General features: G+C 71.6%; 17 protein-coding genes. 7 read left to right on the top strand and 10 right to left on the bottom strand.

Annotated elements, in window-relative coordinates; translation table 11 throughout:
• Nucleotides 1–60: 60 nt before the first annotated feature.
• Nucleotides 61–1,449, top strand: a complete 1,389-nt coding sequence (locus Q5762_RS31835; RefSeq protein ID WP_315895745.1) for a DEAD/DEAH box helicase — start codon at nucleotides 61–63, stop codon at nucleotides 1,447–1,449.
• Nucleotides 1,450–1,477: 28 nt separating this feature from the next.
• On the opposite strand, the gene Q5762_RS31830 is transcribed toward Q5762_RS31835, so the two are convergent.
• Nucleotides 1,478–2,623 (bottom strand): DUF6596 domain-containing protein, encoded by a 1,146-nt coding sequence (locus Q5762_RS31830; protein WP_315895764.1) that lies wholly within the window; start codon nucleotides 2,621–2,623, stop codon nucleotides 1,478–1,480.
• An 8-nt stretch (nucleotides 2,624–2,631) separates the two neighbouring features.
• On the bottom strand, nucleotides 2,632–3,039 hold the full coding sequence (locus Q5762_RS31825; protein ID WP_315895744.1) for a YciI family protein: 408 nt from the start codon (nucleotides 3,037–3,039) through the stop codon (nucleotides 2,632–2,634).
• Between the two features lie 334 nt (nucleotides 3,040–3,373).
• Between Q5762_RS31825 and Q5762_RS31820 the strand changes: the two genes are divergently transcribed.
• Nucleotides 3,374–5,437, top strand: a complete 2,064-nt coding sequence (locus Q5762_RS31820; RefSeq protein WP_315895743.1) for a phosphocholine-specific phospholipase C — start codon at nucleotides 3,374–3,376, stop codon at nucleotides 5,435–5,437.
• A 27-nt stretch (nucleotides 5,438–5,464) separates the two neighbouring features.
• Here Q5762_RS31820 and Q5762_RS31815 read toward each other — a convergent pair whose 3' ends face one another.
• Nucleotides 5,465–6,265, bottom strand: a complete 801-nt coding sequence (locus tag Q5762_RS31815; protein ID WP_315895742.1) for a DeoR/GlpR family DNA-binding transcription regulator — start codon at nucleotides 6,263–6,265, stop codon at nucleotides 5,465–5,467.
• A gap of 152 nt (nucleotides 6,266–6,417) precedes the next feature.
• Here Q5762_RS31815 and Q5762_RS31810 point away from each other — a divergent pair, with 152 nt between their 5' ends.
• The gene (locus Q5762_RS31810; protein WP_315895741.1) at nucleotides 6,418–7,383 is read left to right on the top strand and encodes a sugar isomerase; all 966 of its coding nucleotides are present in this window, start codon (nucleotides 6,418–6,420) and stop codon (nucleotides 7,381–7,383) included.
• Nucleotides 7,383–8,237, top strand: a complete 855-nt coding sequence (locus tag Q5762_RS31805) for a class II fructose-bisphosphate aldolase (protein ID WP_315895740.1) — start codon at nucleotides 7,383–7,385, stop codon at nucleotides 8,235–8,237. The genes Q5762_RS31810 and Q5762_RS31805 overlap by 1 nt, the downstream gene beginning before the upstream one ends.
• On the opposite strand, the gene Q5762_RS31800 is transcribed toward Q5762_RS31805, so the two are convergent.
• Nucleotides 8,185–9,978 (bottom strand): VanW family protein, encoded by a 1,794-nt coding sequence (locus Q5762_RS31800; protein WP_315895739.1) that lies wholly within the window; start codon nucleotides 9,976–9,978, stop codon nucleotides 8,185–8,187. The genes Q5762_RS31805 and Q5762_RS31800 overlap by 53 nt on opposite strands.
• Before the next feature lie 225 nt (nucleotides 9,979–10,203).
• On the opposite strand from Q5762_RS31800, the gene Q5762_RS31795 reads away from it, so the two are divergent.
• From Q5762_RS31795 to Q5762_RS31785, 3 genes are all read left to right on the top strand, one after another.
• The gene (locus tag Q5762_RS31795) at nucleotides 10,204–14,763 is read left to right on the top strand and encodes an aminotransferase class I/II-fold pyridoxal phosphate-dependent enzyme (RefSeq protein ID WP_315895738.1); all 4,560 of its coding nucleotides are present in this window, start codon (nucleotides 10,204–10,206) and stop codon (nucleotides 14,761–14,763) included.
• Nucleotides 14,760–15,530: a class I SAM-dependent methyltransferase gene (locus tag Q5762_RS31790; RefSeq protein WP_315895737.1), complete on the top strand. Its 771-nt coding sequence runs from the start codon at nucleotides 14,760–14,762 to the stop codon at nucleotides 15,528–15,530. The genes Q5762_RS31795 and Q5762_RS31790 overlap by 4 nt, the downstream gene beginning before the upstream one ends.
• A gap of 162 nt (nucleotides 15,531–15,692) precedes the next feature.
• Nucleotides 15,693–16,754 (top strand): cellulase family glycosylhydrolase, encoded by a 1,062-nt coding sequence (locus Q5762_RS31785; RefSeq protein WP_315895736.1) that lies wholly within the window; start codon nucleotides 15,693–15,695, stop codon nucleotides 16,752–16,754.
• Here the strand turns inward: Q5762_RS31785 and Q5762_RS31780 are convergent.
• The 6 genes from Q5762_RS31780 to Q5762_RS31755 form a co-directional block, all read right to left on the bottom strand.
• Nucleotides 16,696–18,444 carry a glycosyltransferase gene (locus tag Q5762_RS31780; RefSeq protein ID WP_315895735.1) on the bottom strand — a complete coding sequence of 583 codons (1,749 nt, stop codon included), beginning with the start codon at nucleotides 18,442–18,444 and terminating at the stop codon, nucleotides 16,696–16,698. The two genes, Q5762_RS31785 and Q5762_RS31780, sit on opposite strands and share 59 nt — an antisense overlap.
• The gene (locus tag Q5762_RS31775; RefSeq protein ID WP_315895734.1) at nucleotides 18,441–20,771 is read right to left on the bottom strand and encodes a glycosyltransferase family 4 protein; all 2,331 of its coding nucleotides are present in this window, start codon (nucleotides 20,769–20,771) and stop codon (nucleotides 18,441–18,443) included. Before Q5762_RS31775 ends, Q5762_RS31780 begins: the two co-directional genes overlap by 4 nt.
• Nucleotides 20,772–20,862: 91 nt before the next feature.
• On the bottom strand, nucleotides 20,863–22,200 hold the full coding sequence (locus tag Q5762_RS31770; RefSeq protein WP_315895733.1) for a lipopolysaccharide biosynthesis protein: 1,338 nt from the start codon (nucleotides 22,198–22,200) through the stop codon (nucleotides 20,863–20,865).
• Complete coding sequence (locus Q5762_RS31765; protein ID WP_315895732.1) at nucleotides 22,197–24,584, bottom strand: DUF2206 domain-containing protein; 2,388 nt, start codon at nucleotides 24,582–24,584, stop codon at nucleotides 22,197–22,199. The genes Q5762_RS31770 and Q5762_RS31765 overlap by 4 nt, the downstream gene beginning before the upstream one ends.
• On the bottom strand, nucleotides 24,581–25,318 hold the full coding sequence (locus Q5762_RS31760) for a polysaccharide deacetylase family protein (protein WP_315895731.1): 738 nt from the start codon (nucleotides 25,316–25,318) through the stop codon (nucleotides 24,581–24,583). Before Q5762_RS31760 ends, Q5762_RS31765 begins: the two co-directional genes overlap by 4 nt.
• A complete protein-coding gene (locus Q5762_RS31755) occupies nucleotides 25,315–25,773 on the bottom strand; it encodes a hypothetical protein (RefSeq protein ID WP_315895730.1) in 459 nt (152 codons plus the stop codon). The genes Q5762_RS31760 and Q5762_RS31755 overlap by 4 nt, the downstream gene beginning before the upstream one ends.
• Nucleotides 25,774–25,916: the final 143 nt, after the last annotated feature.

Below are 25,916 nucleotides of genomic sequence, written 5' to 3'. Positions count from 1 at the left end.
GGGTCCTCGCCCGTGTGGCGAGGGCCCCGGCTCGTCGCATTTTCGGACGAGGTCTGACTCATGAACGAATTCGCATCGCCGGTCACCCACACCCCCGCGCTTCCCGCGGTCGCCTCCTTCGCCGAGCTGGAGCTGCCCACCGCGGTACGGGAGCTGCTCACCGAACTCGGTGTCGACACGCCCTTCCCCATCCAGGCCGCGACCCTGCCGAACGCCCTCGCGGGGCGTGACGTCCTCGGGCGCGGGCGCACCGGATCGGGCAAGACCCTCGCGTTCGGCCTGCCGCTGCTCGTGCGCACCGCCGGCCGGCGAGCCGAGCCGCGCAAGCCCCGGGCCCTGATCCTCGTCCCCACCCGCGAGCTGGCCCAGCAGGTCACCGACGCGCTCACGCCGTACGCCCGCGTCCTCAAGCTCCGTCTCGCCACGGTCGTCGGCGGTCTGTCGATCGGCCGCCAGGCCACCGTGCTCCGCGAAGGCGCCGAGGTCGTCATCGCGACCCCCGGCCGCCTCAACGACCTCGTCGCGCGCAAGGACATCCGCCTGGAGCGGGTGGACATCACCGTCCTGGACGAGGCCGACCAGATGGCCGACATGGGCTTCCTGGACCAGGTCACCGAGGTGCTCGACCTCGTCCACCCCGACGGCCAGCGGATGCTGTTCTCCGCCACCCTCGACCGGAACGTCGACCAGCTGGTCGAGCGCTACCTCCACGACCCCGTCGTGCACTCGGTCGACCCCTCGGCCGCCACCGTCACCACCATGGAGCACCACGTCCTCCAGGTGCACGGCCCCGACAAGTACGCCACCGCCACGGAGATCGCCGCCCGCGACGGGCGGGTGATCATGTTCCTGGACACCAAGGCCTCCGTCGACCGCTTCACCGCCCACCTGCGCGGCAGCGGCGTCCGCGCCGAGGCGCTGCACGGCGGCAAGTCGCAGCCGCTGCGCAACCGCACCCTGGATCGGTTCAGGAGCGGCGACATCACCGTCCTCGTGGCCACCAACGTGGCCGCCCGCGGCATCCACGTCGACCAGGTGGACCTCGTCGTCAACGTCGACCCGCCCGCCGACCACAAGGACTACCTGCACCGGGGCGGCCGGACCGCCCGCGCCGGCGAGTCCGGCAGCGTCGTGACGCTGGTCGTGCCGGACCAGCGCAAGGAGGTCGTCCGGCTGATGGGCGAGGCGGGGATCCGCGCCCGGGTGACCCAGGTCCGTTCCGGCGAGGCCGAGCTGAGCCGTATCACCGGCGCGAAGACCCCGTCGGGCGTGCCCGTCGCGGGCAGCGCGCCGAGCACCGAAGGCCCCAAGCGGGGCGGCGCGCCCTTCCGCGGCATCGGTACGGTCCCGGGCAAGCCCGGCCGCGCCAAGAACGAGTCCCGCCGCTCCGCCGAGGCCCGTAAAACGGCGGAGGCCCGCCAGGCCGCCCGCGTCCGCCGGGGCCGCTAGGGCCTGTCCGGCGGACGGGCGCGAGCTCTCAGCGGCGTCCGGACGTGTTGAGTCGTGCGGCCTGGCGGGTCAGGTGGTCGCGTTCGGCGAGGTTGGGGGCCTGTCGGGCGGCCTCCGCGTAGAGGCGGGCCGCCGTGTTCAGGTCGCCGGCGCGTTCATGGAGGTAGGCCGCCACCGCGGTGTGGCGGGGCAGGGTGTCGTCCAGCTCCGCGAGCGCCGCCAGACCCCCGCGCGGGCCGTCCGCCTCGCCGACGGCCACCGCGCGGTTGAGCCGGACGACCGGGCTGTCGGTCAGCCGCGCGAGCTCGTCGTACCACTCGACGATCTGCACCCAGTCGGTCTCCTCGGCCGTGCGCGCGTCGGCGTGCAGGGCCGCGACGGCCGCCTGGGCCTGGAACTCGCCCAGCCGGTCGCGGGCGAGGGCCGCCTGCAGGATCTCCACGCCCTCGGCGATCGCCCCGGTGTCCCACCGGCCACGGTCCTGCTCTGCGAGCGGCACCAGGCTGCCGTCCGGCGCGGTCCGTGCCGCGCGCCGGGCGTGGTGCAGCAGCATGAGCGCCAGCAGCCCCGAGACCTCGGGGTGGTCGGTCGCCGCCGCGAGCTGCCGGGTGAGCCGGATGGCCTCGGCGGCGAGGTCGACGTCGCCGGAGTAGCCCTCGTTGAAGACCAGGTACAGCACGCGCAGGACGGTGGCCACATCGCCCGGCCGGTCGAACCGGACTCCCGAGACCGTGCGCTTGGCCCGGCTGATCCGCTGCGCCATCGTCGCTTCGGGCACGAGGTAGGCCCGGGCGATCTGCCGGGTGGTCAGCCCGCCCACCGCGCGCAGCGTGAGCGCGACCGCCGACGACGGCGTCAGCGACGGGTGGGCGCAGAGGAAGTACAGCTGGAGCGTGTCGTCCGCCGAGGGCGTGGGGCCCGGCGCCGGTTCCTCGTCCACGCGGTCCTCCCGCCGACGGCGCGCGGCGTCCGCCCGGGTCGTGTCGAGGAACTTGCGCCAGGCCACCGTGACCAGCCAGCCCTTGGGATCGCGCGGCTCGTCGGCGGGCCACAACCGGACCGCCTCGACCAGCGCTTCCTGTACGGCGTCCTCGGCCGCCGCGAAGTCGGCTCCGCGGCGGACGAGGATCCCGAGCACGCCCGGCGTGAGGCTCCGGAGCAGTGCCTCGTCCATCGGCAGAGTCACTCCGTGATGGTGGGCGGCGCGGCCAGGAAGGGGCGCAGCTCCAGCCACTCGTGGATCGGCTTCCCGCCCGCACCGGGCGCCGCCGACAGCTCACCGGCCAGCTCGACGGCGCGGTCGTAGCTGTCGACGTCGATCACCAGCCAGCCGGCGATGAGGTCCTTGGTCTCGGCGAACGGCCCGTCGGTGACCGGCGGGCGCCCCTCACCGTCGTACCGGACCCACGCGCCCTCGGGGGCGAGCGCCTGACCGTCGACGAACTCGCCGGTCTTCTCGAGCCGGCCCGCGAAGTCGTGCATGTACTGCATGTGCGCCGAGATCTCATCCGGCGTCCACTTGTCCATCGGCACGTCGTTGGCCGAAGCCGGGGCGCCGCGGTAGTGCTTGAGCAGAAGGTACTTGGCCATGATGTCTCTCCTCGGTGCCGGGTGACCCATTCTGGTCGCCTTCACAGCGGGGACGGAGCCCGCCACGGGTTCTCGACATCGTCGGCCGAGATTTTTTCGCCCGGTTTCCGAGACCCCCTCCGCATGGACTTCTCGTACCGGCTCATGGACTCTTCGACGTCGGCCCCCGCCCGGGAGTGGCCGACGCCTACCTTGTTCCGCGTTCATGTGTTCCGCGTTCATGTCATGTACCGCGCTGCCACGCGTCGACGACACGTGGGCGACCTCTCGTCCACTGATCTTTGGGCTCGCTCGGACCGCCGCCCCACCGGAATCCACCAGAGGTGCTCAGACCATGACCGATCTCGACCGGCGCCGCTTTCTCCAGATAGCGGGCGCCACCGCGGGAACCGCCGCGCTCAGCAGCAGCATCGCGCGCGCCGCCGCCATCCCCGCCGCCCGTGCCTCCGGCACGATCTCCGACGTCGAGCACATCGTCGTGCTGATGCAGGAGAACCGCTCCTTCGACCACTACTTCGGCGCCCTCAACGGCGTCCGGGGCTTCGGCGACCCCCGCCCCGTCACCCTGCCCAGCGGCAAGTCCGTCTGGCACCAGCAGGGCAGCGGCAAGACCGTGCTGCCCTACCATCCGACGGCCGACGACCTCGGCATGCAGTTCATCGCCGGGCTCAACCACGACTGGGCCGGCGGCCACCAGGCCTTCAACAACGGCAAGTACGACCAGTGGATCCCGGCCAAGTCGGCCGGCACCATGGCGTATCTGAACCGGAACGACATTCCGTTCCACTACGCCCTCGCCGACGCGTTCACCGTCTGCGACGCCTACCACTGCTCCTTCATCGGCGCCACGGACCCCAACCGCTACTACACGTGGACCGGCCACACCGGCAACGACCGCACCGGCGGCGGCCCCGTCCTCGGCAACGAGGAGGCCGGATACAGCTGGACGACGTATCCCGAGCGGCTCGAGCAGGCCGGGGTCTCCTGGAAGATCTACCAGGACATCGGCGACGGCCTGAACGCCGCCGGCAAGTGGGGCTGGATCGACGACGCCTACCGCGGCAACTACGGCGACAACTCCCTGCTGTACTTCAACCAGTACCGCAGCGCCCAGCCGGGCAACCCGCTCTACGACAAGGCCCGCACCGGCACCGACGCGTCCAAGGGCGACGGCTTCTTCGACATCCTCCGCGCCGACGTCGCAGCGAACCGGCTGCCGAAGATCTCCTGGATCGCCGCGCCCGAGGCCTTCACCGAGCACCCCAACTTCCCCGCGAACTACGGCGCCTGGTACATCTCGCAGGTCCTGGACGCGCTGACCTCCAACCCGGAGGTGTGGAGCAAGACCGCGCTGTTCATCACGTACGACGAGAACGACGGCTACTTCGACCACGTCGTCCCGCCGTACCCGCCGGCCTCCGCCTCCCAGGGGCTCTCCACCGTCGACACCTCCCTGGACCACTTCGCCGGCAACGCGAGCTACGCCGCCGGGGTCTACGGCCTCGGCCAGCGCGTCCCCATGCTGGTCGTCTCGCCCTGGAGCAAGGGCGGTTACGTCTGTTCCGAGGTCTTCGACCACACCTCGATCATCCGGTTCATGGAGCGTCGGTTCGGGGTGCAGGAGCCCCAGATCTCGCCCTGGCGGCGAGCCATCTGCGGCGATCTGAGCTCGGCCTTCGACTTCGGCCTGGAGGACGCCACCCGCCCGGCGCTGCCCGACACCTCGTCCTACAAGCCGCTGGACAACGACCGGCACCCCAGCTACGTGCCGAAGCCGCCCGCCCAGCCGGCCCTGCCGGTCCAGGAGAGCGGAGCGCGCCCGACCAGGCCGCTGCCGTACGAGCTGTACGTGGACGGCACGGCGACGCCCTCCACCGGCCGCTTCACCCTCACCTTCGGCGCGGGCGCCAAGGCCGGTGCCTTCTTCCACATCACCGCGCCGAACCGCACCGACGGCCCGTGGACGTACACGGCGTCGGCCGGCAGGACCATCGCCGACACCTGGAACACCACGTACTCCTCGGGGGTCTACGACCTCACCGTCACCGGCCCCAACGGCTTCCTGCGCACCCTCCGGGGACCGGGCAAGACGGCGGGACCCGAGGTGACGGCCCGTCATGACGCCGTGGCCGGCAGTCTCGTGCTGACGATGACGAACACCGGCACGGCCGCGGTCACGCTCACGGTCACCAGCGCCGCGGCCTACGGCGGCCAGTCGCAGCGCGTCGCCGTGGCCAAGGGCGCGACCGTGACGCACACCGTGGATCTGCGGGGCAGCAAGCGCTGGTACGACCTCTCGGTCGTGTCCAGCGGCAACAGCACCTTCCTGCGCCGCTTCGCGGGCCATGTCGAGAACGGCACGGCGGGCGTCAGCGACCCGGGGATCATCACCGGCTGACACAGCCCGTGCGGTGGTGCGGCGGGCTCAGACGGTGACGACCTCCACGTCGGCGTCGGCGAGCCGCCGCACCACCTCCGCCGGAACGGCCGCGTCGGTGACCAGTACGTCGACGCGGTCGAGCCCGCAGATCCGGGCGAAGGCGCGCCGCCCCATCTTGGAGGAGTCGGTGACCACGACGACCCGGCTCGCGCGCTCGGCGAAGAGGCGGCTGATCCCGGCCTCGTCCTCGTGGTGCGCCATGATCCCGAGGTCGGGGTCGAGGCCGTCGACCCCGAGGACGACGACGTCGAGCACGACCTCGTTCAGGACGCCGGCCGCCAGTGGGCCGACCAGTTCGTACGTCTGCGGCCGGGCCACCCCGCCCGACACGACGATCTTGATCTGGGGGCGCACGGCGAGCTCGCCCGCGATGTTCAGGGCGTTGGTCACCACCGTCAGCGCGGGAGCGGGCGGGGTGCCGGGTGCGTCGGGTGGGGCGCCGCCGAAGCGCAGGGCGAGCGCGCGGGCCACCTCGGTCGTGGTCGTCCCGCCGTTGAGGCCGACCACCTCGCCCTCGTGGACGAGCCCGGCCACGGCGGCGGCGATCCGCTGCTTCTCCGAGGCGTGCCGGGAGGACTTGTAGCGCAGGGGCAGCTCGTACGAGACGCCGTGCGGGACGGCCCCGCCGCGGGTGCGGACGAGGAGGCGCTGCTCGGCCAGCTCGTCGAGGTCCCGGCGGATCGTGGCGGGAGAGACGTCGAGCGTGGCGGCGGCCTCCTCGACCTCCAGCCGGCCGGTGGCGGTGAGCAGTTCGAGGAGCGTGTTCCACCGCTCGTGCTTCGACATGATCGCGATTTTAGCGCCGCCCGGAGGCCGTGGAGCCTGGACCGGACGCCCTGGCTGGGGGATACTGCCCACCGTAGCCTCTGCTCGAAGATGCTCGAAAAGAATATGTTACGAGCAAGACTGAGCATCCTGTGTCTGTGAAGGAGTCGTACGTGCCCACCTCGGGACCCTCCCGCACCGCCGCCGAAATCGCGTCCCAACCCGCCTCCTGGCGCAAGGCCGCCGAGACCCTGCCCCAGCACCGTGCGGCGCTCCCGGTGCGCGGCGAGCGCGTCGCCGTCGTCGGCTGCGGCACCTCCTGGTTCATCGCCCAGGCCTACGCCCGGCTCCGGGAGGACGGCGGCCACGGCGAGACCGACGCCTTCGCCGCCTCCGAGTTCCCCTTCGGCCGCCGCTACGACCGGGTCCTCGCGATCACCCGCTCCGGCACCACGACCGAGGTCCTCGACCTGCTCCGCCGGGTCCAGGGGGCCGTCGCCACCGGCGCCCTCACCGCCGACCCCACGACCCCCGTCATGACGGCCGCCGACGCCGTCGCCGTCCTCGACTTCGCCGACGAGGAGTCGGTCGTCCAGACCCGCTTCGCCACCACCGCCCTCGCCCTGCTCCGCGCCCACCTGGAGGACGAGGACGCCCTCCCGGCCGGGGTACGGACCGTCGAGCGCGCCGCCGAGGACGCCGAACGCGCCGTCGCCGAACCGCTGGCCACCGAGATCACCGAGGCCGAGCAGTACACCTTCCTCGGCACCGGCTGGACCTACGGTCTCGCCCTCGAAGCCGGCCTGAAGATGCGCGAGGCGGCGGGCGCCTGGACCGAGGGCTACCCGGCCATGGAGTACCGGCACGGCCCCATCAGCATCACCGCGCCCGGCCGGGTCGCCTGGTCCTTCGGCCCGGTGCCCACCGGCCTCGCCGACGACGTCGCCCGCGTCGGCGGCACCCTCGTCGCCGAGTCCGGCGACACCGAGGCGGAGCTCGACCCGATGGCCGACCTCATCCGCGTCCAGCGGCTCGCCGTCCTGCTCGCCGAGGCCCAGGGCCAGGACCCGGACCGGCCGCGCAACCTCAGCAGGTCCGTCGTCCTCACCGCCGGCGGGCCCGACGCGGAGGAGAGCTGATGCCGCTCAGCCCGACCGGCGAGATCGTCCTCGACGCCCGCGAACGCAAGGTGGGCGCGGGGGCGTTCAACGTCATCCAGATCGAGCACGCGCAGGCCATCGTCGCGGGCGCCGAGGCGGCGGGCCGGCCCGTCATCCTGCAGATCAGCGAGAACACCGTCCGCTACCACGGCTCCCTGGAACCCATCGGACTCGCGACCCTCGCCGTCGCCCGCCGCGCCGCCGTCCCGGTCGCCGTCCACCTCGACCACGCCGAGACGCCCGAACTCGTCCACGAGGCCGTCGAGTTGGGCTTCCGCTCGGTCATGTTCGACGCGTCGACCCTCCCGTACGAGGAGAACGTCGCCGCCACCCGTGCGATGACGGACCGCTGCCACCGCCACGACGTCTGGGTGGAGGCCGAACTCGGCGAGGTGGGCGGCAAGGACGGCGCCCACGCGCCCGGGGTCCGCACCGACCCCGACGAGGCACGCGCGTTCGTCGCCGCGACCGGCGTGGACGCGCTCGCCGTCGCCGTCGGCAGCTCGCACGCGATGCTCACCCGGGACGCGGTCCTCGACCTCGACCTCATCGCCCGGCTCCGCGAGGCCGTGGACGTCCCCCTCGTCCTGCACGGCTCCTCGGGCGTCCCCGACGCCGACCTCGGCCGGGCCGTGAGCGCGGGAATGACGAAGGTGAACGTCGCCACCCACCTCAACAAGGCGTTCACCGGCGCCGTCCGGACCCACCTGGGGGAGAACGCCACGACCGTCGACCCGCGCCGCTACCTCGGCCCGGCCCGCACGGCCGTCGCGGAGGCGGTCACCCACCTGCTTCAGGTGCTGGGGGCGGAGGCTCCTCTGATTCGCACGTGACGCGGTCGCGCGGGGTGTAGTGCGTACGGAAGGTCTCCCGGCCGACCTCCGCCCCGCCGTCGCGGAACACCCGGTCCACGGTGATGTCGAAGCCCTCCAGCGGCGGCTGCGGCTCGCACTTCGGGCCGGTGCCGGTCCGCTCGGCGGGCTCCGTGAGGTTGGTGCGGGGCCCTTCCACGGCCTCCACCTCGTCGTACTTCTTGGTGCCGAGGAAGCTGATCGTCACCGAGGAGTCGGTGGCGCTCGCCTTGATGTAGATCGAGGCGTCCGAGTTGTTGCGGAACTTCAGGTCGAGCGTGCCCCAGGCCACCGTCGCCTCCCGGCCCGGCGGGTACCGCTCGATGTAGAAGGAGTGCGCGCCGTACTCGACCGGCTTCACCCCGGCGAAGAAGATGGCGTTGAAGACCGTGGTCGCGACGGCGGACACCCCGCCGCCCGGCGCCGAGTGGTACTGGCCGTCCAGGATCATCGTGCCGTCGACGAAACCGTTGGCCTTGGTGCGCTCCCCGACGGTCTTGTTGAAGCTCCAGACCTCGCCGGGCCTCACCAGCGAGCCGTTGATCAGCTCGACCGCCCGGCCGATGTTGATCGTCCGGTAGGGCGCGGTCGGGAAGTTGACCGTGAACGTCGACATCTGCTCCTTGATGCCCATCTCCGCCACGGACTTCCGGGTCAGCACCGGCTGGATCAACTCGGTGGCCACAGGCCCGGTCCGCGCCGCCTCGCCCCGCTTCGGCAGCAGCGGCATGACCGCGTCGCCGAGGGCCTTCGCGGTCACCTCATGGCCCGGCCTTCCGTCCGCGAGGACCACCACCTGGCCGTTCTCCACGCCCAGCCGTGCCTCGACGGGACCGGTCGCGATCGCGTCGAGCGGGCGGGCCACCGCCGGGTCCCGGATCAGGGCCTTCGAGTCGAGCGTGGGGACCAGCCGGCCCTGGTCGTCCGCCTTCACCGTCAGATGGGCGCCGAGCGTGGTCGGGGTGATCCGCAGGCGCTCGCCGTCGACGGTGAGGGTGACCGGCCCCGACATCGCGGGCGTACCGAAGGTGTTGAGGAAGCGCGCCGTCTCGGCCTCGCTCACCTCGGGCCGGGAGACGGCGGTCGGCAGCGTCACCTGGTTCTCGCCCTCGGGTTCTGGATAGTTGGCGCGCAGGGTGTCCACGGAGCCGTCGACGTCGAGCTTCTGACCGTCGCGGGCCTGGACGGTCACCGCCTGGCCGTTCTTGAAGGCGACCTCGCCCTCCACCCTCGCACGGTCGTGCGTGCGGGCGGTCTCGGCCATCGCCGCGCGGGCCTTGGTCTCGTCGAAGGCGACGACCGGTTCGACGGTCCGCTCGTCGGAGGAGAACAGCCGGCCGATCACCGTCACCGGATCGCGCCCCGGGTCGGCCGCCTTGTCGACGGTCTTCTCCACGTCGACGCTCAGTCCGGCCGTGGCGGGATCGACGGTGCCGGTGCTCTCGCCGATCCGCACCGGTATCGGCGCGGTCCAGGACGGCGGCGCCGACGACTGCAGCGTGGCGCGGGCCTCCTCGCGACTCATGCCGCCGATGTCCACGCCGTCCACCCGGGTGCCGTCGGATATGTCGTCACCGGTGGAGACGAGACCCGCCGCGTACAGTCCGCCGGCGGCCAACAGCGCCACTCCGGCCGCCGTCACCGCGAGTCGTACCCGCCGGCCGCGAGAGGACGACGGCGTCGCGTCGTCCTCGTTCCTGGAGTCGCTCCTGGAGCCGCGCACACAACCTCCCGGTGCGGTCGGGGTACCCGAGATCCTTCCGCGACGTTACGCCGAGCGGGTACCCCGCGCATGTCGGAGGGCTCTGACCTGCGTCGACGTGGCGAGGGCCGCGCCCGGTCCGCAGTGGGGCCCTTCGAGATGCACCAGCCGTGCGATGCCCGGAGAATGGGGGACACAGGGTCCGTTCCGCCACCGGACGCCGACCTGGCAAGGGGGCGGTCGAGGATGCCGCTGCGACAGCAGAACCGGGTGCCTTTCCGGCCCGGGACGCTGAAGAGCTGGACCCTGGTCTACGTGGCGGTCGTGTCGGGGCTGACGGCCGCCTATCTCACGATCCCCTCCAGGAACACCGTCTTCTGGGCGCTGATCGGCCTCAGCGGAGTCGCCGCGATCCTCACCGGAGTCCACCTCCACCGACCCGCCAGACGCTGGCCCTGGCTCGTGCTCGCGGGCGCCAACTTCACCTTCGTCTCCGGGGACACCGCGTACAACCTCCTGGAGAACCTGTTCGGGCAGACCAACCCCTTCCCCTCGGTCGCGGACGCCTTCTATCTGGCCACGTATCCGCTGTTCGCCATCGGGCTCTTCGGGTTCATCCGCTACCGCGCCGCCGGGCGCGACCTCGCCGTGGCGCTCGACGCCCTCATCCTCACCTCCGGGCTCGCCCTGCTCTCCTGGGTGAACCTGATCACCCCGCTCTCCAAGTCGCCCGACATGACGTGGATCGAGAAGGCGATCTCGATCGCCTATCCGCTCGGCGACGTCCTGATGCTCGCCATGCTCGCCCGCCTCCTGGTCCCCGGCGGGCTGAAGTCCCGTAGCGTCCAACTGCTCACCGTCGGCACCTGCGGCATCCTCGCCTCCGACGTCATCTACGGAACGCTCCAGCTGCAGGGCACCTGGCAGGTCGGCACCGGCTGGGACATCGGCTGGGTCCTCTTCTTCACCGCCTGGGGCCTCGCGGCCCTGCACCCCTCCATGACCGGCCTGACCGAGCGCGCCGCCCAGCCCCCGGCCGTCATCGCCGAACGGCGCCTCGCGATGCTCGCCGCCGCCTCGCTCATCGCGCCCGTCCTGCTGCTCTACCAGTCCCTGCGTAACGACCGCGAGCAGGACATCGCCGTCATCGCGGTCTTCTCCGCGATCATGTTCCTGCTGGTGCTCACCCGGCTCTGGGGCATGATGGCCGAACACCGCAACGCCGAGGCCCGTGAGCGCAGTCTGCGCGTGGCCGCCGCCTCGCTGGTGGCCTCTCTGAGCCCGCGCGAGGTCGCCAGCGCCGTCGAGGTGGCCGCCGCGACCCTCGTCGGACCGGGCACCCCGCACAAGACGATGCTCCTCGCCCGCGACCGCCGACGGCTCCTGTACGCCGTCCCGACCGGGCACCTGCCCTGGAACTTCCGGGGCACCGAACTCACCGGCCCCCACGGCGCCCCCTGGCCCGAACTCCTCGCCCAGGGCGGCCGGATCGTCGCCACCGACGAGCTCGACCCCACCGTCACGCACGCCCTCGGCCCGCTCTCGCACGCCCTCATGTGCCCGGTCGCCCTCCAGGCGCCCGCCGCCGGGGAATCCCTGCTCGGCGTCCTGTTGCTCGCCGCGCCCGAGAAGAAGCTCCACGCGATCTCCGGACCCGCGCAGTCCCTGGCCTCCCAGGCCGCCCTGGCCCTGGAGCGGTTCGGGCTCAGCGAGGAGGTCAACCGCCGTACCAGCGAGGCGTACTTCCGCACCCTCGTCCACAACACCTCCGACGTCATCCTGATCGTCGACGACGACGACTCCGTGCGGTACGCCAGCCCTTCGGCCGAGTCCATGTTCGGCCACTCGCTGCTGCCCGGCACGCCGCTGACCGACCTCCTCGCGCCCGGCGACGCCGCCGGCGCGCTGCGGATCCTGGGGGACGTCCGCTCCCGCGACGACGTGGACGCGCGCGACGACTGGAAGCTGCGCCGGGGCGAGGCCACCGACCTGCACGTCGAGGTGCGGTGCAGCAACCTCCGTAACGAACAGACCGTCCACGGCCTGGTGCTCACCCTGCGCGACGTGACGGAGCAGCGGAAACTGGAGCGCGAGCTCACTCACCGGGCCTTCCACGACTCCCTCACCGGGCTGCCCAACCGCGTCCTGCTCCTCGAACGGATCGAGCGGGCCCTGCTCCGCGGCCGCCGCGAGTCCACCCTGACCTGCATGCTCTTCGTCGACCTGGACGACTTCAAGGTCGTCAACGACACCATGGGGCACTCGGTCGGCGACGAACTCCTGGTCGCCGTCGCCCGCCGGCTGACCTCCGTCCTGCGGCTCAGCGACACGGCGGCCCGGCTCGGCGGGGACGAGTTCGCCGTGCTGATCGAGGGGGCCAAGGAGCCCGGGGACGCCGAGGCGCTCGCGGCGCAGATCGTGCACACCCTGAGCCAGCCCTTCCACCTCACCGACGGCGCCGTCTCCGTCTCGACCAGCGTCGGGGTCGCCACCGTCCTGGACAGCGCCCACGCCGAGGAACTCCTCGGCCACGCCGACCTCGCGCTCTACGCCGCCAAGGCCGCGGGCAAGAAGCGCTGGCGGCGGTTCCGGCCCGAGCTGCACTCCCGGCTCGTCGCCCGCCACGAACTCCAGGAGGGCATGGACACGGCCATCGCCGACCACGCCTTCGCCCTGCGCTACCAGCCGATCATGGAGGTCGTGGGCGGCGCCGTCGCCGGCTTCGAGGCGCTGATCCGCTGGCCGCACGCCCGCCGGGGCATGGTCCCGCCCGACCACTTCATCACCCTCGCGGAGGAGAGCGGCCACATCATGCCGCTCGGCGCCTGGGTCCTGGAACACGCGGCGCTCGACGTCGCCCGCTGGCAGCGCTCCCGGCCCGGGCGGCAGCCGCCGCTGCGCGCCAACGTCAACGTCTCGGCCCGTCAGTTCCGCGACCCGGGCCTCCTCGACGACGTCCGCCGCACCCTGAGCTCCTCCGGGCTCGCGCCGGGCTCCCTGGTCCTCGAACTCACCGAGACCGTCCTGATGCGCAAGGACGAGCAGATCCGCACGACCATGGGGGCGCTGCGCGACCTGGGCGTCTCCCTCGCGATCGACGACTTCGGCACCGGGTTCTCCTCGCTCAGCTACCTGCGGGACTTCCCCATCGACGTGCTCAAGGTCGACAAGTCGTTCATCGACGACATCACCACCGACCCGCAGCAGATGGCGCTCGTCGAGGGCATCGTCCGCATCGCCGACGTCCTCGGACTCAAGGTCGTCGCGGAGGGCATCGAGCACGAGGGGCAGCGCGCGCTCCTCGCCGACATGGGCTGCGAGTACGGGCAGGGCTTCCTGTTCGCCAGGCCCATGACCGCCCATCAGGCCGAGTCCTTCCTGCGCCGCGCCTCGGCGGGCAACGGGTCCACATCGGCCGTGACCGCACCTGCCGCGACCGCCCCCACGGCGCGGCCGGCGGAGCGGACCCCGGCAAGGACCACGCCAGGGAAGCCGACGAGGTCCCCGGCGGTCGCCGGACGCCCGGGGCCGGGCCCGGGGCAGCGCGACCCCCGGTTGCGCGACCTGGAACGCCTGAAGCGGACCAGCCAGATGTGCGACGCCGTCATCGACGAGATCGACGGCCGCAAGCTGCGCGTCGAGAACGAGTGGCTCGTCGACTTCGCCTCCTGCAACTACCTGGGCTTCGACCTCGACCCGGAGATCATGGCGGCGATCGAGCCGCAGGTCAGCAGCTGGGGCACGCACCCCAGCTGGTCCCGCCTGATCGGCAGCCCCCGGCTGTACCCCCAGATCGAGGAGCGGCTGACCGAACTGCTCGGCGCGCCGGACACCCTGCTGCTGCCGACGATCACCCTCATCCACCAGTCGGTGATCCCCCTGCTCGCCGGCGACGGACGGGTCTTCGTCGAGGCGCAGGCCCACCGCACGGTGTACGACGGGTGTGTGGTGGCCCGCGGTCAGGGCGCGACCGTGCAGCGCTTCCACGCCGACAGCCCGTGGGAGCTGGAGATGCAACTGCGCTCCATCCCCGGCGACGTCAGCCGCCTGGTCTGCATGGACGGCGTCAACAGCATGACCGGCAACTTCCCGGACCTCGGGGCGATCGCCCGGATCTGCCGCGAGAACGGCGCGCTGCTGTACGTGGACGACGCGCACGGCTTTGGAGTGATCGGCGAACGGATCCGTGGCGAGTCCTCGCCCTGGGGCTCCCGGGGGAACTGCATCATCCGCCATCTCGGCGAGTCCTACGACGGTGTCGTCCTGGTCGGCGGCTTCTCCAAGGCGTACTCCTCGCTGCTCGCCTTCCTCGCCGTACCGACGTGGCTGAAGGACCACCTCAAGGTCGCGGCGGCGCCCTACCTCTACTCCGGGCCCTCCCCGACGGCCTCGCTCGCCACCGCCCTCGCCGGGCTCGACGTCAACGCCGAGCGCGGGGACGCGATCCGGGCCGATCTCCACCGCAAGACCACGCGGATCCTCGACCACGTACGGGCCCTGGACATCGCCACCCCCAACACCGACGGACTGCCCATCATCGAGATCCCGCTCGCCGACGCGGACGACCTCGAAGCCGTGGCCACGTTCCTGTGGGGGCGGGGCATCTACGTCACGCTGGCCAGCTATCCGCTCGTCCCGCGCGACCGCGTGGGCTTCCGCATCCAGGTCACGGCCCCCAACACCGACGAGGAGATCGACCAGCTCAACGCGGCCCTTACCGACCTCTCGCGGCGTTTCGCCCTCCAGCGGGTGCCCGGAAGCCCGCACTCCGGCGTCCCCGCCGGCCGGCCCGCGGACTCGCGATGAACTCGTCGGCGCGAGCGCGGGCGCTCCGGCACAACCGCGACGCGGACTGGGACTCGTGGCCGGTCGTCGACTACCTGGCGGAGAACTACCGGCAGCTGCACCCGTGCGACATCGGCGTCATCCACCACCACTCGGCCTTCTACCGGCAGTTCGCGCCCGGCAGCATCGCGCGCTCCCTGGAGTTCGGCGCCGGGCCCAATCTGTATCCCCTGATGCTGGCAGCCGCGGCGAGCCGGCGCATCGACGCCCTCGAACCCAGCACGGCCAACGTCGGCTATCTCCGCGAGCAGCTGGCCCGGGGACCCGACGCCAGCTGGGAGGCCTTCTACACCCTCTGCCGTGAACTCGACCCGGGCCTCCCCGAGACGCCCGCCGAGGCCCTGGCCCGGGTACGGATCGTTCCCGGCGGCGCCGACGACATCCCCGTGGAGAGGTACGACCTGGCCTCGATGAACTTCGTCGCCGAGAGCGTCACCGAGGACTTCGCCGAGGTCGCCGCCCTGTGCGCCGACTTCGTCCGCTCGGTGCGGCCGGGCGGGCACCTCGTGGCCGCCTTCATGGAACGCATGCCCAGCTACCGCATCGGCGACGGGCCGGACTGGCCGGCCTGCCCGGTGGACGCGGGCGCGGTCCGCTCCGTCTTCGCGCCGCTGACCGAGGAGCTGCGCATCAGCCGACTGGCGAAGGACCGCACCCTGCCCGAGTACGGCGACACGGGCGTGCTCCTCCTGACGGCCCGGCGAACGGCGACGCCACCGCGCCCGTGACCTCAGCGTTTCGACCCTGCCATGGCGGAGGCGTCACGTTAGGATGATCAAATGGGAGGAAATCGCCGAGGTCGTCGGTCGGTCACCATGGGGGTGATCGCGTGCACGGTCGTGGCGCTCCTGACCATGGGATGCGCGCCTGGGTCTCCGAACAACCTGCGTGTGGGGATCTCCTACGGCGATCGTCTGGTCTGGATGTCCGACCGGGATCTCGGCGCCGCCCTCGATGACGCCGTCGAGGTGGGTGCGCGATGGGTGAGGGCGGATCTGCTCTGGACGAATGTGCAACCGGACGGGCCGGACACGTACCGGTGGGAGGGATTCGACCGAGTCGTCACCGCGGTTGCGGAACGAGGCCTGACCCTCCTGCCGGTTCTCGGGTTCACGCCGGCGTGGGCGCGCCCGGCCGACTGCACCAGCAAGCACTGCCGGCCTGCCGACCCGGTGGATTTCGCTGCTTTCGCCGGCGCTGCCGCGACGCGCTACGCACCGCGCGGGGTGCACACCTGGGAAGTCTGGAACGAGCCGAATCTCACCCGTTCGTGGGCGCCCGCGCCTGATGTAGGCGCCTATACGGAGCTGCTGAAGGAGACAAGCCAGGCGTTGTGGCTCAGTGACCCGGCGTCGTACGTCATTCTGGGCGGGCTTGCGGCGACAAGCACGAAGGACGGGGACATCTCCCAGACCGCATTCCTGCAGGGTGTGTCGGCGCGCGGCGGAAACCGCGTGGTGGACGCCGTCGGCTACCACCCGTACACGTACCCGTTCCTGGCGAGTTCGGTGACCCAGTGGCGTACCCCGTGGGAGCGGATCGAAGGCACGCGGGACAGCCTGAGGAGCGTGCTCGTCGCGAACGGCACACCGGACATGCCTGTGTGGATCACCGAGTTCGGCGCGCCGACGAATGGTCCCGGCACCTCGTCGGACGGCCGGCCGGGCACCGTCGGGGAGGAGACCACGCACGTGCCTGAGGAACGTCAGGCACAGATCGCCGCGGATGTCGTGCGCACAGCGGCCGCAACCCCGCATGTTGCCGCCCTGATCTGGTACACCGACCGCGATCTCGGCACGGACACGGGGGACAGCGAGAACTTCTTCGGTCTGCGGCGGGCCGACGGAAGCGCGAAACCCGCCCTCGGCGCCCTGCGCGACGCGGTTGCCGACCTCAGCCGCCGGTCGGTGTGGGGTGCAGTGACCGGAAGAGGTCCAGGTAGCGGTCGGTGAGGGCGGGCCAGGCGTAGCGTTGTACGGCGCGTTGTCTGCCGGCTGCGCCGAGGCGGTCGGCGAGGTCGCCGTCGCGCAGTACGCGTGTGCAGGCGGCTGCCAGTGCGTGTGGGTCGCTGCGCGGCACGATGAGGCCGGTGACATGGTCGGTGATGACGTAGGGGATGCCGCCGGCGTCTGATCCGACCACGGGGGTGGCGCAGGCCATCGCCTCGACGAGCACCATGCCGAAGGACTCGGCCGCGGTGAGGGACGGGAGCACGAGCACAGCGGCGTTACGCATTTCCGCGATGAGCGGGGACCCGGTGAGCGGTCCGGTGAACTCCACGCGGTCGGTGATGCCCAGGTGCTCGGCGAGTGCCGCGTGGTCGGCTGCGGCGTCCCCGCCGCCCACCAGGCGGAGCCTGGCTTCGGGGAGTTCGGGCGCGAGTACCGCGAACGCGCGCAGTAGTACGTCGACGCCCTTCCAGGGTGAGGCCCGGTCGAGCCTCCCCACGAACAGGATCGTGCGCGGCCGGGTGGATGCCTTCGGCCCCGGGGTGAACCGCTCCACGTCAACCCCCGGCGTGATCTCCAAAGCCCCGGGACGGCCGGAAGCGAGTGAGGCGGGTGACACCGCGACCAGTGCGCGGGTGCGGGCGAACACCCGGGGCAGGGCGTTCCGTTCGTAACAGCCCAGGAGCCGGTCGCGGAATCTGTCGCCCTTGACCATGGTTCCGGCGTGGTAGGTCATGACGGCCGGCCTCTTTCCGGACACCGCGACCGCGAGTTCGCCGAGGCCGGGGACCGGTGCATGGGCGTGGACGACGTCGACGTGGAGCCGGCGCAGCCAGCGGCGCAGCTGGAACGGCCACAACGGGCTGACCGGTGTGTTGACGTACCGGCTTGTCCATGTGCCCAGACGAACGACCGGCACACCGTCCTCGACACCCACCGAGGTGCGCCATCCGGTCGTGCTCGCGGTGATGACCGCGGCGCGCATCCCCGGATCCGCGGCGACCGCCTGCGCGACGCGGTGCGCGTAGTGCTCGACACCGCCGATGTGCGGCGCGTAATAGGGCGCGATGATGGCGACGGTGCGCGCCCGGCGGCCGGGGTCGGCGGCGCGGTCGAAGACCTCGACGGTACGGTCACACAGGTCCTCCCAGGATGGTTCACCCAGCGCGTCCTCGAAGGTCCGGTGGCCGATCGCGGTGGCCCGGGCCGCGAGGACCCCGGGCAGGTGGGCGGTGGCGTCCGACACGCACACGATCTCGCGGGCCTGCGAGGCGGCCGGGGCCAAGATCGTCTGCCAGGCCGGTATCCGTGGGCCTCGCGGGGGCCGGCTGTCATGGCAGGTCAGCACGAGTGGCAGGTCACGGCAGGCGCGCGCCGCGGCGGCGGCGAGCAGGGGTGCGGAGGCGTGGGCGTCGACGAGGTCCACCTGCTCCGTCTCGATGATGCGGCGCAGGTCGTGGCCCCAGCGCAGAGCCGGCGGGGTGCCGGGCGCGGCCAGCCGGTACACCGGCATGCCGTCGTGACGTTCGTGGCGCCGCGGCTTCGTCCCCCGTTGCGAGGCTGCCGCGACCACCACCCGGTAGTCGTGCCGGGAGTTCAGGAGGCGTGCGAGATGCCACACGTGCCGCGTCGCCGGACCGTTGTCGTCGGGCGGGAAACGTGGCGCCACGATCAGAACGGAACGCGGGTTCATGAGAAGGCTCCTGATGACGCGTCGGCCAACGATCGCTGTCGGAGGCCGCGGCCGGTCGGTGTGGGGTGCAGTGACCGGAAGAGGTCCAGGTAGCGGTCGGTGAGGGCGGGCCAGGCGTAGCGTTGTACGGCGCGTTGTCTGCCGGCTGCGCCGAGGCGGTCGGCGAGGTCGCCGTCGCGCAGTACGCGTGTGCAGGCGGCTGCCAGTGCGTGTGGGTCGCTGCGCGGCACGATGAGGCCGGTGACGTGGTCGGTGATGACGTACGGGATGCCGCCGGCGTCTGATCCGACCACGGGGGTGGCGCAGGCCATGGCCTCGACCAGCACCATGCCGAAGGACTCGGCCGCGGTGAGGGACGGGAGCACGAGCACAGCGGCGTTGCGCATCGCGTCGAGCAGGACCTCTCCGGGAACGGATCCGGTGAACTCCACGCGGTCGGTGATGCCCAGGTGCTCGGCGAGTGCCGCGTGGTCGGCTGCGGCGTCCCCGCCGCCCACCAGGCGGAGCCTGGCTTCGGGGAGTTCGGGCGCGAGTACCGCGAACGCGCGCAGTAGTACGTCGACGCCCTTCCAGGGTGAGGCCCGGTCGAGCCTCCCCACGAACAGGATCGTGCGCGGCCGGGTGGATGCCTTCGGCCCCGGGGTGAACCGCTCCACGTCAACCCCCGGCGTGATCTCCAAGGCCCCGGGTCGGTCGAAGGCCAGCGAGACCGGGGAACTGGCGACGAGAGCGTCGGCGCGGGCGAACACCCGGGGCAGGGCATACCGTTCGTAGGCGCGGACCAGCAGATCGACGTCCTTGTGCCCTTGGAGCATCGACCCGGCGTGGTAGGTCATGACCGCCGGCCTGCGCCCGGAGCAGGCGACCGCCAGATCGCCGAGGCCGGGAGCGGGTGCATGGGCGTGGACGACGTCGACGCGGAGCCGGCGCAGCCAGCGGCGCAGCTGCAACGGCCACAACGGGCTGACCGGTGTGTTGAGATGGCGCACCCATGTGCCCAGCCGGACGACCGGCACGCCGTCCTCGACGCCCACCGAGGTGCGCCATCCGGTCGTGCTCGCGGTGATGACCGCGGCGCGCATCCCCGGATCCGCGGCGACCGCCTGCGCGACGCGGTGCGCGTAGTGCTCGACACCGCCGCGCCGCGGGGGGAAGTTGGGCGCGATGATGGCGACGGTGCGCGCCCGGCGGCCGGGGTCGGCGGCGCGGTCGAAGACCTCGACGGTACGGTCGCTCTGCCGGTCCCAGGTCAGCTCGCGGGCCACGTACTCCCGGCCGGCGCTGCCGAGGCGCTGCGCCATGGCGTGATCGCCGAGCACCGATCCCAGCGCCTCGGCGAGGCGCTCCCCGTCCCCGGGCGGCACGAGGAGTCCGTTGCCCCCGTCCTTGACCAGCCAGGGGATGCCGCCCACACGGGTCGTCACCACCGGGCGCCCGCAGGCCATCGCCTCGACGAGCACACAGGGGAAGCTGTCGAAGTGCGTCGGCAGCGCCAGGACGCGGGCGTCGCGGTAGGCCGATGCCAGGTCCGCGCCTTCGACCCGTCCCCGGAACGTCACGTGCCGGGAAATGCCCAGCTGGTCTGCGAGCGCCGCGTGGCCGGCGGCCCCCGAGCCGTCTCCGACCACGTCGAGGTGCACATCGGGGAACTCGCCGGCCAGCTGCCTGATCGCCCGCAGCAGGTCGGGAAGCCCCTTGTAGGCGGCGGACCGCTCCAGCGAACCGACGAACACGATGCGCGGCGCGTCCGGCACCGGGCTCGTCGGGAAGCTCTCCAGTTCCACCCCCGGTGAGATGGTCGTGTACCGGCCCGCGAAGAGTTCGGGCAGGTCACCTGGGATGTAGTCGGAGGAGCACACGATCTCCTGGGCACGCCCGGCCGTCCGGGCCAGCATCGTCCGCTCGTAGGCCGCGCAGACCAGGTCGGGCAGGAAGCGGCCCTTGCGCATCCGGCCCGTGTGGTAGGTCAGCACGAACGGCAGATCGCCGCAGGCCTGCGCGGCGGCGTCGGCGAACAGGGGCACCGGCGCGTGCGCGTTGACGAGTTCGACTCCCTCCCGCTCGATCACGTCGTGCAGCCGGCTTCTCCAGTGCAGGCCCAGCGGTGTGTGGGAGACCCGCAGCGGAGCCGGCAGGCGGTATACGGGAAAGCCTTCGGGGTGGTCGTACCGTCCGCCGCGCGTTCCGCGGGGCGCGGTCGTGGCGACGACGACCCGCAGGCCGTGCCGGGATCTCAGCGAGCGCGCGAGATTCCAGACGTACTGCTCCAGTCCTCCGAGGGCGGGGGGGAAGTAGGGGGCGGCGAGCAGGACGGCGCGCGGTGTCATGACGGTTCCTCCTTCGGTGCGTGTCACCCGGCGCCGTGCGGGAACGCCCGGGGTGGATGCGCGAGGTGCGGGTTGGTCGCGATGACGGTCATCAGCGGTCTCCCTTGCTCCGAGAGGGCCCCGGCGTGGACGCCTGGCGGTGGGCGCTTCGTCGGCCGGCGAACAGTGCCAGGCAGGCGTAGACGCCGGAAGCGAGGTTGCCCGCCAGCCATGCCCAGCCGATCCACAGCAGGCCCCGCGGTGCCCACGCGACGGCGAGGCCGACGGACACCGCGGTGAGGATGACGCCACTCACGACGAGGTGCCTGAGGCTGCCGGCCAGCTTGAGCCCGAAGCTGGCCCACGTCCGCAGGGCGACGGCGAGGGCGCCGAGGGTCAGAACGATCAGCGGGCCCTGGGCGTGGTCCACGTAGGCACCGCCGAACAACCGCAGGACCAGGCCGGCGGCGGCGACGAGGACGACCGAAGCGGGGATCTGCACCGCGGCGAGGATGACGGCCGAGCGCCTGAGCATCTCCGCGAACCGCGTCTCGTCGTAGGAGACCTCGGCCAGCATGGCCTCTCCCACGTTGTCGGACAGGGTGTTCAGCAGGTTCGCGATCTGGAAGGCGACGAAGTAGTAGGCCGCGGCCGCGGGGCCGAGCCAGTGCAGCGCGATCAGCGGCGTCACCAGGATCGGCACCAGCGTCAGCGCGCTGAACGCATAGCTCGCGGCCGAGAAGCCGGCCTGGGCGAGCAAGGGGGCGCGGCGTAGCCGGAGGTCGAAGCGGAAGCCGGTTCTGCGCCACAGGAAGAAGAAGGAGGCGAGCACCGCCGCGGCGGTGGCGCCACCGGACGCGGTGACGATTCCGTACGATCCGGCGCCCACCAGGAACAGCGGCAGAATGATCTTCGTCAGTCCCTGGACACCTCCGTCGACCAGCAGGTTGTACTGCGGTTTCCGGGCACCGATGAAGACGGCGTCGGTGAGTTGGTTGAGGGCGGCGACGACGCAGAACGCCACGAAGGCGGCCGCGAGCAACAGGTCGGCTCGCACGAACAGCAGGTCGCGGCCGTACCAGCGCAGACCGAAGAGGTAGGCCGACGCCAGGATGCATGCGGCGCCGCCCACGAGGAGTACCGACTTGGTGATCTGCGCGTTTCGGGTGCCCGGCGGGGCGAGGAAGCGGATGAGCGTGCTGTTGAGCCCGAAGAGGCTGAAGAAGGCGATCAGTTCGGTCGCCGAGATCAGGGTGGTGGCGAGACCCACCTGTTCGGGGGAGTAGAGGCGCGCGACGATGATCCAGAAGACGAAGCCGAGCACCGCCATCGCCAGCGACGAGCCCATGAGGAAGAAGGAACTGCGGGTCAGCTGGTCATGACGTCGTGCCCTCTTGCCGCCGGCGGGGCGGGCCGGGGGGCCCGAGTACGGCTGGGCCGGCGCCTTCATCGGTAGATCTCCGCGCCGTCGCTGCTGTAGATCTTGTTCTTCGTCTCCTCCAAGAGGGCGGTGGGGTACTTGTAGGTCACCAGGTCACCGCCGTAGAAGATGGTCGCTTCGTCGTTGCGGGTCGTCGTCGTGCCCAGGAGCACGGTGGCGTCCTCGCGGATGAGCAGGGGGTGTATGTCGTTCCTCGCCGTGGTGGGGACGACCGTCCCCGCCTTGCTCAGGTTGAAGCGGTCGCTCAGGTTCTCCGACTGGACGTCCCCGAGTTCTTCGGGCGGAGTACGGGCGGTCAGCCAGGCCAGTGCCGCGCGCTCCTCGGCGTGGGAGTAGTAGATGTCGTAGTACCTGCCCGCGTTGTCGAGGTGCAGCTGCGGCGGATTCCCGCCGAAGAGCTTGGGCAGCAGGCCGGTCAGGTCGAAGAAGAGCAACAGGACCACGGAGCAGGCGAGCGTTTCGGTCCACCGCCGTCCCACCCATCTGCACACCCACACCAGGCCTGCCGCGATGAAGGGCGCGAAGACGAAGAGGCCCTGCTGGAAGGCGCGCAGTAGGCCGTACTCGACAGAGAGCTGCGGCAGAACGGTGAGCATCCCGATGACCGCGATCATGCCGACGGTCAGTGTCACCTGGTCACGGGTCGGGCGGAATTCCCTGCGCCGCGCCCAGAATGAGGTGACGATGCCGAGCAGCAGGAACACCTGCCACAGCCGTGCGGCCGCCTGTCGCAGGAAGTCGCCGACCGCCGCCACGCCGACCCCGCGGTCCTCCGCCGTCTGCCCGAGCGAGGTGAGGGGGAGGCGGGGCTCCGGTGCGGGCTCGACCGCTCCGGGCGAGGCCACCGACCACGGCACGTACACCCCGGCCGCCCGCTCGACGGCCGTGTCGCGCACGGTGACGGTCTGGAAGTCGCGCAGCCGCTCTTCGGGGCTGCTCCGCGACCCGCCGAACAGGCTGTACGACACATCGGACGACCAGGCCGTCGACTGCCTGCCGCTCGTCACCTCTTGTACGGAGGTGACGAGGGTGGACCTGAGTTGGCCGGCCGTGTTGGTCAGCGGGCCGGTCCACACGAGCGCCGCGCCCACGGCGGCGACGACGATCCACCAGGTCACGAAGGCCGGCTCCCCGCCGGCCACCGGCCGCGCACGCCGGGTGCGTGCGAGCACCCGCCAGCAGAGGTCCGCGACGAGTGCCAGCGCGAGGGCCGCGAGGAAGACGTAAGCCGTGGAGTAGTGCGCCAGGACGACGCCGACGGCCATCAGCACGAAAGTGATCCGACGCCTCAGCAGAGCCCGGCCCTTGTCGGTCAGCACGACCATCGCGCATCCGAGGAAGACGAACGCGACCTCCTGACGGGCCAGGAACATCATGTCCGTGAAGAACGTCGGAAACACCATGAACAGGACGGCCGACAGCACAGCCACGAACGGGGGAGCCACGTTGCGCACGGAGCGGTGGACGAGTACGGGTGCGAGTGCGAAGAGAAGCGGCAGAACGACTTTGAAGATGTACGGGCCGGGGATGTCGGTCAGCCGGACCCAGGACGTCGGCAGCAGGGTGATGCTCAGGCAGGCGTTGTAGGGGTCGGCGAACGTGGCCATGTCCCAGCGGCTCTGGTCCGACGTCAGCCCGAACACCTCGTACTCGCGCTGGATGTCGTGGCCGGTGATGTGCCAGCCTCGCAGCGAGCTGAGGAGCAGCAGTCCGGCGGCGGCGAAGAACAGACCGACTCCCACGACGGACGAGGAGTAGCGCCGGTACCTGATCATCAGGAGCGCCAGGAGAGCCGCGATGGTCACCAACGCGGCGATGCTGACTCCCGAGCCCAGCTGGTTGTTGAGCCGTATCGGCCCCGCGACGGACAGCGCGAGCGCGAGCGTGCCAAGGACCGTCACGGCGACAAGACCGGCCGGCAGGCCCCGGGTGCGGATCCGCAGCCACCATGCGGGAGCGTCCGGGTCCTTGGCCGCCGGGTCCACCGTGACGGCGGCGGCCGTGACCGCCAGGGCCGAGCCGATGGCGAGCGCCGTGCGCGTGAGGGGCCCTTCCACTCCGACGAGCGGAAGTACCGAGTTGACCGTCAGGGCCACGACGAGGGAAGAAAGGACGCTCAGTCCGGCGGCCAGCAGCACGCGCCCGTCCCGCGTCGACACGATGCGGGAGGCGGGCCCGTACCACACCGCGATCGGCGCGCCGAGGAGGAGCCACACGCCGGCCAGGGTCGGCAAGGGGGTGATGGCACCGGGAAGGAGTTCGATGAGAACGGCCAGAGCGGTTGCCGCGAGGACACCCCGGCGGGCGGCGACGCGTCGTCCGACGCGGCCCGCCGCACGCTCCACCGGAGCGACAGCTGTCGTGGGGCCTCCTCGGGTCGGGTTCGTGGTCATGGCTGCGCCAACTCGGGGAGGTTGCGGTTGGAGAGGTAGCTGACCCCCGGACGTCCGGAGATGTGAGTGAGCACCCGCTCCAGTCGGTGCCAGTCGCGGTGCGCGTCGAGCTCCCAGCTGTGGCCCCAGAGGTGGAACACGCCACCTCGCTCGAGGCAGAGGTCGAACCACCTGAGGGCAAGCTCGTCCCACTGGAGGAACAGCTTGGCGGCTGTCCGCGGCCGCAGCCGTGCCAGGCGGAGGGCGACCGGCCCGTCGACGCGGTGGGCGCAGGCGTGGACGGTGGTGGGCAGTTCCAGGGGCGGACCGGCGGCGAGCGAGTTGCGTCGCACGGTGCGCGCGCGCCTGAAGCCCGCGGCGCGGGCGGAATCGATGTGGGCCGCGGTGTACTCGCCGCGCGGATAGCAGAAGCTCGTGACCGCTGTGCCGACCGTTCCCTCGAGTTCCTCTTTGCCGGCGCGTATCTCGTCGGCGGCCGCGCTGTCCGTCAGTCGCGGAAGCCGCTGGTGCGTGAGGGTGTGGCCGCCGATCTCGAACCGCTCGGCCAGCTCGCGGACTCCCGCCGGGGACAGCCGGTCGCGGGCGGCGATCTCGACGTTGTGCGGCGCGATGTAGAACGTGCCGGCGATGCCGTACCGGTCGAGCAGCCTGGCGAGGCGGTCATCGAGCCGGTGCCCGTCGTCCCAACTCGTCGTCACCACGACGCGGGAGTGCACTACTGCCCCTTCGGTCATGGGGTACCCCCCGGGGCCGGAGCGCCTTGGGCGGGCAGCCGGAAGTGCAGACTCTGGCTGCTGTCAAGCAGCGCGACCCGGACGATGACGGACCCCGTCGGCAGCGGCAGTTGGGAAACGGCCGACGCGGGAGCGTCGGAGCGCGGTGTGAGGGCTGTGGTGGTCGATGCCGTGGTGCGGCCGTCGGCCGCTTCGACCGAGACCCGCAGCCGGTGCGTTCGATCGCCGGGCCCGCGGTCGTCCACCGAGACCGGGACGAGTACCGAGCCCCCCGCGACGACCGGGGCGCGGGTGAAGTACAGCTCGGTGTACTGGGCCGGCACCGGTGAGAAGGACTGCTTCAGTTCCTTGCGGACCGCGGGCGTGGACACGGCGACCACCACGGCCACCACGACCGCCAGGAGGAGCAGGAAGACCTTGTTCGATGCGAGCTTGGCAACCGACGGACTGCTCATCGCAGTTCACTCCGTGGGAACACCCGTGAACGGGCTCTGGGACGCTTTCAGCGCACACGCGCGAATTGACACTGCCCCGAGCACGCAAGGCGCACATGACCTCCCGAGGGGGCGATGCCCCGCAGCGGAAGATATCCATCATA

Source organism: Streptomyces sp. P9(2023) (genome assembly GCF_032436795.1).
In the GTDB taxonomy this organism is placed as follows: domain Bacteria; phylum Actinomycetota; class Actinomycetes; order Streptomycetales; family Streptomycetaceae; genus Streptomyces.
This window is presented reverse-complemented; position numbering and strand designations above follow the sequence as displayed.

Bases quoted from the DNA above. Each gene is read 5' to 3' on its own strand.
- Q5762_RS31795 (WP_315895738.1), top strand. From the start codon at position 10,204: ATGCCGCTGCGACAGCAGAACCGGGTGCCTTTCCGGCCCGGGACGCTG.
- Q5762_RS31830 (WP_315895764.1), bottom strand. From the start codon at position 2,623: ATGGACGAGGCACTGCTCCGGAGCCTCACGCCGGGCGTGCTCGGGATC.
- Q5762_RS31760 (WP_315895731.1), bottom strand. From the start codon at position 25,318: ATGACCGAAGGGGCAGTAGTGCACTCCCGCGTCGTGGTGACGACGAGT.
- Q5762_RS31815 (WP_315895742.1), bottom strand. From the start codon at position 6,265: ATGTCGAAGCACGAGCGGTGGAACACGCTCCTCGAACTGCTCACCGCC.
- Q5762_RS31790 (WP_315895737.1), top strand. From the start codon at position 14,760: ATGAACTCGTCGGCGCGAGCGCGGGCGCTCCGGCACAACCGCGACGCG.
- Q5762_RS31835 (WP_315895745.1), top strand. From the start codon at position 61: ATGAACGAATTCGCATCGCCGGTCACCCACACCCCCGCGCTTCCCGCG.
- Q5762_RS31755 (WP_315895730.1), bottom strand. From the start codon at position 25,773: ATGAGCAGTCCGTCGGTTGCCAAGCTCGCATCGAACAAGGTCTTCCTG.
- Q5762_RS31765 (WP_315895732.1), bottom strand. From the start codon at position 24,584: ATGACCACGAACCCGACCCGAGGAGGCCCCACGACAGCTGTCGCTCCG.
- Q5762_RS31780 (WP_315895735.1), bottom strand. From the start codon at position 18,444: ATGAACCCGCGTTCCGTTCTGATCGTGGCGCCACGTTTCCCGCCCGAC.
- Q5762_RS31825 (WP_315895744.1), bottom strand. From the start codon at position 3,039: ATGGCCAAGTACCTTCTGCTCAAGCACTACCGCGGCGCCCCGGCTTCG.
- Q5762_RS31820 (WP_315895743.1), top strand. From the start codon at position 3,374: ATGACCGATCTCGACCGGCGCCGCTTTCTCCAGATAGCGGGCGCCACC.
- Q5762_RS31775 (WP_315895734.1), bottom strand. From the start codon at position 20,771: ATGACACCGCGCGCCGTCCTGCTCGCCGCCCCCTACTTCCCCCCCGCC.
- Q5762_RS31805 (WP_315895740.1), top strand. From the start codon at position 7,383: ATGCCGCTCAGCCCGACCGGCGAGATCGTCCTCGACGCCCGCGAACGC.
- Q5762_RS31770 (WP_315895733.1), bottom strand. From the start codon at position 22,200: ATGAAGGCGCCGGCCCAGCCGTACTCGGGCCCCCCGGCCCGCCCCGCC.